This window comes from Chryseobacterium sp. VD8 (assembly GCF_037149975.1).
Taxonomy (GTDB): Bacteria; Bacteroidota; Bacteroidia; order Flavobacteriales; family Weeksellaceae; genus Chryseobacterium; species Chryseobacterium indicum.
Window position 1 is genome coordinate 1 of the sequence record NZ_JBBCQL010000231.1, and the last position, 7,447, is coordinate 7,447.

Here is a 7,447-nt window from a genome sequence, read left to right on the forward strand (position 1 = left end):
ATCAGCGAGTTCGTCATACGTTTTCTTTGTTTTCCATTCTTTCTGAGGTTTCAAGATAACCATCATATCAGTAGCTTCCGGTGGCATTGGGTCGGTAGGTACTTCAGCAGCGCCAGTTTTACCAACAACCATTTTTACCTCATCAAACTGTTTTATAATTCTTGAAGCCTGCATTGAAGTTTCAATACTTTGATTTAAGGAACTTCCTTGTGGAAGGATACAGTGGAATGCAAAATCGCCTTCCTGCAACTGAGGTATAAATTCACCACCCATTCTCCCAAAAACAAATATTGCTACAGCAAAGAGAGCTACGGTTCCTCCAACCAGCCAATATTTTATTTTTAATGCTTTTTCCAATAAAGGCTGATAAACTTTCTGAATTCTGTTCATCATTTTATCAGAGAAATTTTCTTTGTGGCTCATCTTTTTTGATAAGAATAAAGCACTCATCATCGGAATATAAGTCAATGATAAAATCAGAGCGCCCAAAATAGCAAATCCCACAGTTTTAGCCATAGGCGTAAACATTTTACCTTCTACTCCCACCAATGTTAAAATCGGAATGTATACAATTAGAATAATGATTTCTCCAAATGCTGCACTACTTCTGATTTTGGATGCAGAAAGAAAAACTTCTTCATCCATTTCTGCTTGGGTAAGCATTTTTTTTGATTTATTCAAGCCTAAATGATGTAAGGTAGCTTCCACAATAATAACTGCCCCATCAACAATAAGCCCGAAATCAATCGCTCCTAAACTCATCAGGTTAGCACTCACACCAAACACATTCATCATTCCTAATGCAAACAGTAATGATAATGGAATAGCTGATGCTACAATTAAACCTGCTCTTAAATTACCCAAGAAGATAACAAGTACGAAGATGACAATGAGTGCACCTTCAATTAGGTTTTTTTCTACTGTGTCGATTGCTCTTCCAACCAGGTCGGTTCTATCTAAATAAGGTTCAATTACAACGTCTGCAGGAAGAGATTTTTGTATAACTGGTATCTTTTCTTTAATTCTGTTCACCACTTCATTACTGTTGGCTCCCTTTAGCATCATAACAACACCTCCCACAGCATCGACCTGACCATTAAAAGTCATTGCACCATATCTCACAGCACTTCCCAGACGCACTTCAGCAACATCTTTTATGAAGATTGGAACACTGCCCGTATTATTTTTAACTACAATGTTCCCTGCGTCTTCTAAAGATGTTACCAAACCGATTCCACGGATAAAATATGCATTTGGCTTTTTATCAATATAAGCACCTCCTGTATTCTGATTATTTTTTTCGAGAGCGGTAAAAATATCAGATATACTTACGCCCATCGCTCTTAATCTGTCTGGATTTACAGCGACCTCGTATTGTTTTAACTGACCGCCAAAACTGTTGATCTCTGCAACTCCAGGTGTTCCATTAAGCTGTCTTCGCACAATCCAGTCCTGCATTGTTCGCAGTTCTTTAGCATCATACTTTTTCTCACTGCCTTTTTTGGGATGCAGGATATATTGATAAACTTCTCCAAGTCCAGTACTAACAGGGGCAAGTTCAGGAGTTCCAACACCTTGGGGAATTTCTTCTTCTGCTTGTTTTAATTTTTCAGTAACCAGTTGGCGAGCAAAATAAATATCTACCTCTTCTTTAAAAACAACTGTAATCACTGATAGACCGAATCTAGAAATACTCCTAGTTTCCTCAATATCTGGTACATTTGCGATACTTTGTTCAATTGGGAAGGTAACAAGTTGTTCTACTTCCTGTCCAGCAAGTGTGGGACATACTGTGATGATCTGCACCTGATTATTGGTAATATCCGGTGTAGCATCAATTGGCAGTTTGGTTGCGCTCCAAACTCCCCAAATAATCAATAACAAGGTCATGATACCAATGACAATCTTGTTCTTGATACTAAATCTTATGATTTTATCTAACATTGAATTTAATTTTTATTGGATTGCCCAAAGTTAAAATCAGTATAAAACTGAATTTAAAAGATGATGCAAAGATGAATAGGATTACAGTGCAATGATATTGCAAAGTTTCCAAGACAATTTAGATGAAAGGGAATCCTTCCATCATATCAATAAAAATTATATTTTAGGCGGTTGCCAGATTTGGTCGTACACCAAATAAGCGAAGTCGTTTTTCTGAAAATGGATTTTCTTAGAAAAAAACGCAGTAGCGATTCTTGAAAAAACTAGAATTGGTTCGATTTTATAAGATGCCACCGTGGTTCTGCAACAGTTGCAAGAACAAAATGGAGAACAAGAATCTGCCTTCGAATGTGAATCTTCTTGTGTCTTTGAACTTAAAGAATAATTGAAATCTTGCTTAAAAGACTGAGCATTTGCACTATCTAGACATGGCATTATGGATAACGCCACAAAATAGATGATGAAAAGTAGTCTTACAAATTTCATAATGCAAATGTATAAAATATAATTACCAAAAAAATATTTTATCCTAAAATTTTAAGGAAATTATACATTTGATTATGCCGAATCAAAAAAATAAAATACCTACAATACATCTAAGTCATTTATAATTATAGAAAAAAACTGATGCTTTTAGATAAAATTAGATATGTACATTTAAATAATATTGCCACCATAATTTAATTTTAACTCAATTTTTCAGTAAACTAATTTTCATTTTTTTCAAAACAAAATTATATATTAATTTACACTTGATTTTTAGATGAATAATATATTAAATTCTTATATCAATATTGGTCTTTCCAAATTATAATACTTCTTTAATATAGATGTACATATTAAATATTCAAAAAATCATCTTAAAATAGGTTCTAAAATTGAACTGAATTTACGTAATTTTCTTTAGTAACCTTTTTCTAAGAACTGTTTCTGAATCTGTAAAACTGACTCTTTTGAAGGGTAAAAACTAAAGTAATCTAAAACTTTTAAAATTATAGAACTTGAAATATTTATACCTCCCTCCAGAATTTCTAATCGTGAATATTCCTCATTAATAGTGATTTTATCTGTTTTTGTCGTTCTTATCTTCATAAGCGGCATGTGATTCTCGCTGTCCAAATGTAATCTTCTATCTTTTAACTCATTAAATATAATAGAAATACTCAAACCTTCTTTATATAATCCTTCTATTGTTAAGTGTTCAATAAAAACATATAGTTGAGTAAGATAATGTATAATACTTGTATAATAAAACAAGTATTGACCAGAAGGAAATTTTGATGCCCAAGCCCCTCTCAAATGATCACCTTCTAGCCAGTCTTCTACAAAGCTGTTAATCATGCAAAAACTCTCTGACAAATACATTCTCCACAGTTCTTTTCGAGCTCCTAAATCGGAAAAAGCCTCGTAAGAATTTTCAGCAGTAACTAAACTACCCTCGTGTAACGTTCTTGGTATAAATGGCAATGACCATGACGCCTTTACCTGTGCTTTTTCGACAACTTCAAGACATCTTTTAAGACTATGTAAATTACCTTTTTGAAGAGGAGTTATATAAACTTCGCAATTGCCTTTCGATTTTATTAATTCATATGATGATGTCTGCTGAAAAGCTTTTATTTCTGCGTCAAATATTTCTGCGTCAATATTGGGAATGGTATAGCCAAAACTTTTTCTGCGTTGCATTAATCTAACGGCTGCCAACTCAATGAGATCTCGCAAATCGCTGACATTTGATATGGCTGCGCTTTCAGGTCTCTTATTTGTATTTCTATAATACAAAGTACTTGCTCTCATTTCTCCGTCCAGAGTTTTTTTACAAAGAGTTGGAATTTCTTTGAAAGAGAAGATCTTGATTACCACATATTTTAATTCGTTTCTATCTTCCGGAAAATAGACATTGAAATCTACCATTGGTTCTGCATATTTTGAAACCTGATCTCGCATTTCATCATATTTGTAAGTGATAATATTTTTCTGGTCAACTCCTACATTAATAAATTCATTATCCTTTTCCTCAATTCCAATTACAATGTGACCTCCATCTGGTAGATTTGACATTGCCAAGATATCTTTTGTTAGCTTCTTATAATCCCAAGGACTGTTTGCTTTAAAATCTAGTGAAGGGCTTTCCGTTTGACCCTCAATCAATCTTATAAAATCTTCTGTATTCATTTATTTTCCAATTTTATTAATATATTTCCCAAAAATATCTCACGACAAAATGTTAATTATTTAAATTGAAGTAATTCTTCTCGTAACATATAGGCTTTAGGAGAACTTCTTTTGACTAGAAAATCTAAAATAAATAGAAAGTCAGCTAAAGTATTTTTATCTCTTTTTATTTTACCACCATATTTATAAAAAGCTTTTTCAACGAATTTTTCTAAAATATCGTTCTCGACCAGTTCAGCATTTTGGCTTTGGAGCATGGGAACAATCCATGATATTGAGTTAGGCATAAAATTATAAAATGCAATGCCACTTAAAAATTTTATCGATGAATTAATTCTGTTAAATCCTAAAGTAATTATAAAATCTTTGAAATATAAGCTTTTACCATCCAATACTGACCATTTTTCAGAGCTCTCCACCCAGTCAATGTCAAAAAGAAAAATTGGTAGAAATCTCGCATTGCTGTTATTGATCATCCAATCTTTCAAAAATTCCCAAAATATCCAGAAATTTTCGAGTTGAATTCTACCTATCGCTGCTCTAATAAACTCTTCAACTAACTTATATATAAATTTTAAATAATCATCAGGGATACTTTTTTCAGGTGTTTCTATACTTGAATCAAGTATTTTTTTTAAGAGAGGTAATGATAATTCTGTAGGCTGATTCAGCAGATATCGTGGATAATAAAAAGTAAATGCATGTCTACTTTCATAAAAATCCAGCATGCTTGATTTGGGATCATTTAAAAAAACAGTGTGTAGTGTCAGAACATCCTGAATAAATTTGTGGTGAGCAGGAAGAGCCGTATTCCATGGGATGATACGAAGCATGTCATCCAAGTACCACTGAGTATGTAAGTCTAATGAAACGATAATTTCATCAGGTATGTTTATACTTCCTTTGATAACAGAATTAATTAGTACTTCCGACCAATTGTCTTCTTCCGACTTATTAAAATCACGAGCACTTAATTTCCCTTGATGATATAACATTCGCTTTCTCTCGCTTTCTTTATTTTGTGCCTTTAGAATTACGATGGCTTCTGCTAATCCATACCAACAGTTTAAAACAAAATCAGGTTCAAATAATACTAATTCCTGTAAAATAGCGTGCTGCAAAGCGATTCGTTCCCTAGCGTCAAGACCCTTTAAAAGTAAACGGAAAATTAATTCTTTAACCTTCAATTTTAAATCTTGCTCAATATCAACTTTAAAAATATAGCATAATCCTTTAAGAGAAGGTATATTATCCAATAAATCAAAATTAATAGCGTATGGATCTGTTTTCGCTAATTTTTTTGCTTCTAAATTGATAATAGTTTCACAACACCATGCAATTTCATCAGGTTGAAGTTGATTTGAAAAGTCACGAAGAGCAATAGACGCCATAGTACCTGGAGAAACCATAATTTCTCGTCTACCATCTAGTTGCAAAATAAATTCATATCCTATTTTCCAAGTTTCATAGTTATGATCATCAACTTCTTCGTATTCGAAAACTTTTCTTGCCCAAGTCGTATTAGCTGTCGGAACTGTATAATCATTCCCACTTTCTACAACATTTCTAATTGTATCATCATATCCGGGAACTACCTGAACATAATTTTCATATCCCTTTTGATTAAAATGTTTAAATTCATACTTTCTAGCATCCATATCAAACAAAAACTTTTTAAAAAGCCAATCATCTTCCTTGACATTCTCCCACATTCTGTCGACCTGTTTGAATAAAAGTTCATTATACTCTCGTTGATAAAACATATAGTCAGCCACAAATCCAACTAAACCTACATAATACTTATTGCGATGAATTCTTTGATTTGCGGCAATTCGTTCTTTTCTTTCGAATTCTTCGTCATTATAGACATTGCTTCTCATCATATCCGAAGTAGACCTTGTAGAATCCCACTTAAAAAACAGTGGGACACCTAATAAGGAGACAGAAGTTTCATCAACTAAATTAGGAAATGCTTGTAAAATGCTGCAGACCACTCCTAAAATGGCAATATTGTTAGACTCTCTTATCAACCTGTCTAAAAATATGCGTGCTGTTGAAAAATCTTTTTTATCCCCAATTTCTAACAAAGTCTTTTCCAAAGCCATCAGCACTGATATTAAGACCTTATCATAAATTGAAAATCCTCGGTACATAGACCAGTACTCAGGATTCCCATAGTATACACCACACGATCCATCTTCAAAAACAACCTCAATCCTTTCCACCCCTCTCTTTTTTAAAGACAGAAGAATTTCATAATTTTTTTCAAAAGCATCATTTAAAAATGGAATAAGGAAATCAAGAGCTTTTTCACCGTGATACAAAAACATCCAATAAAAAAAAGTCTGATAACCTGATGGTAATCCATAATCATATTCTAAATCTTTATTTAAACCAAAATCATTTACTTTAGGCTCTCGAATAAGCATACTATTAATACTCCCCGGTGCATATTTCTCTTCCTTTTGAGCCCAGTCTTCAGTAGCCATTTGAATAACTTCTTCAGGGAAAAAGCGACAAATTTGATCTGAAATAACACCTCCGGTAATATAAGCTCTTATTTCTCGTAGAAAAGCAGGATCAGTCCATCTTTCATTACCTGTTTCAGGAATCAAGCAAGCTTGAATAATCGAAGCAATAAGTTCCTGATCGGCTGCCGTCAATTTAAAAAGAATTTTAATATATTTTTTTAAATATTCAGAAGATTTCCTGCCTAATCTCCTCTGAATTGAACGACCCTGCAACCTAAAAATAAAATCTTCCAACAGAAAAGCAGCGCTTTTTGCACCAGATGGAAGTATGCCTTGGTTAAATTCAGGGAGCTGTTTTGACCATGATTCAATAAGAGTCAAATGTTTTAATTCAAAATTTTGCAGCTTAATTTCATTAATATTAGCTTTGATAAAATCAATTATATAATCCCATCCGGAGCCAATAGGCAGAAGATCATTAAAATTTCTTTTTTGAGGATCTATTTTTTTACAACTCGTTTGTAGTAAATAGATTATGCGATCCAACAATTTCGCTTCATCTTCAAGAAGCTGTACTTTTAAACTATCCAGTAGTACTTTGGAATGATTTGATCTAAGTGAAACAATCAGTAGCTCATCTTTCCATGAAGGGGACAGAGTATCATCACTTAAGAGCTCGTGCATAAAATATACGGAAGCTTCCGGTTCATATTCACAAAACTCTTCCATCCATAATCTGAATGCCCTTCTCATGGCGGGAGTATTTTCTATCGAAAGTAAAAAAACTTTTTAGTTTTCAATCTCCGATTTTTGTTTTCTTATTAATATGATCTATGCCCAATCTTCTATTATGTCGT

4 protein-coding genes are annotated in these 7,447 nt (G+C 33.1%); all 4 read right to left on the reverse strand.

Features of this window, described 5'->3' with window-relative positions; translation table 11 throughout:
• The coding region (locus WFK35_RS18875; RefSeq protein ID WP_336733858.1) for an efflux RND transporter permease subunit at nucleotides 1–1,944 on the reverse strand (1,944 nt) is incomplete at its 3' end.
• 156 nt (nucleotides 1,945–2,100) lie between these two features.
• Complete coding sequence (locus WFK35_RS23295; RefSeq protein ID WP_050791101.1) at nucleotides 2,101–2,430, reverse strand: DUF6660 family protein; 330 nt, start codon at nucleotides 2,428–2,430, stop codon at nucleotides 2,101–2,103.
• A 417-nt stretch (nucleotides 2,431–2,847) separates the two neighbouring features.
• On the reverse strand, nucleotides 2,848–4,119 hold the full coding sequence (locus WFK35_RS18880; RefSeq protein ID WP_002977365.1) for an ATP-binding protein: 1,272 nt from the start codon (nucleotides 4,117–4,119) through the stop codon (nucleotides 2,848–2,850).
• 56 nt (nucleotides 4,120–4,175) lie between these two features.
• The gene (locus tag WFK35_RS18885) at nucleotides 4,176–7,343 is read right to left on the reverse strand and encodes a hypothetical protein (RefSeq protein ID WP_336733860.1); all 3,168 of its coding nucleotides are present in this window, start codon (nucleotides 7,341–7,343) and stop codon (nucleotides 4,176–4,178) included.
• Nucleotides 7,344–7,447 lie beyond the last annotated feature (104 nt).

Excerpts from the sequence above, each read along its gene's own strand:
- WFK35_RS18880 (WP_002977365.1), bottom strand. The coding sequence starts at position 4,119 with ATGAATACAGAAGATTTTATAAGATTGATTGAGGGTCAAACGGAAAGC.
- WFK35_RS18885 (WP_336733860.1), bottom strand. The coding sequence starts at position 7,343 with ATGAGAAGGGCATTCAGATTATGGATGGAAGAGTTTTGTGAATATGAA.
- WFK35_RS23295 (WP_050791101.1), bottom strand. The coding sequence starts at position 2,430 with ATGAAATTTGTAAGACTACTTTTCATCATCTATTTTGTGGCGTTATCC.